General features: G+C 51.5%; 1 protein-coding gene. It reads right to left on the reverse strand.

Features of this window, described 5'->3' with window-relative positions:
* The coding region (locus OMK64_RS21580) for a multicopper oxidase domain-containing protein (RefSeq protein WP_272730173.1) at positions 1-532 on the reverse strand (532 nt) is incomplete at both ends.

The following is a 532-nucleotide window of genomic DNA, read 5'->3' on the forward strand; positions in this document are numbered from 1 at the left end:
TTTCTCCCGCGCATCACGGAAAAAGTCGGTAGCGGTGGGTTTAGCGAAGTTGTAATAATCTGACTGCTTTTTCAGTTTTGCGAGAATGTCTGAGGCTTTTTCATCAGACCAGTCGGTCAGCAGCACTACCTGCTCGCTGTCCCACTGAAACGGCTCAGGTTCAGCGGCATCGATAATAATCGGACCGTATACTCCTTCCTGCTCCTGCAGACCGGAATGGCTGTGATACCAGTAAGTTCCGTTCTGCTTTATTTTAAAGGAGTAAACATACGTGTCGTCCGGTTCGATACCGTGAAAACTGAGACCCGGTACGCCATCCATATTTGCCGGCAGGATAATGCCATGCCAGTGAACAGAGGTCGGCTCTGACAGGCGGTTTTTTACCCTTAGCGTGACAGTGTCGCCTTCTTTCCAGCGCAGCAGCGGCCCCGGAAGACCCGCATTTATGGTTTTTGCATAACGGGTCTTACCGGCGATATTTAGTGGCGTTTCGCCGATAAACAGATCAAAGGTGGTCCCGGTCAGCGTGCGG

This window comes from Cellulomonas fimi, from assembly GCF_028527925.1.
GTDB classification, from domain to species: Bacteria; Actinomycetota; Actinomycetes; order Actinomycetales; family Cellulomonadaceae; genus Cellulomonas; species Cellulomonas fimi_C.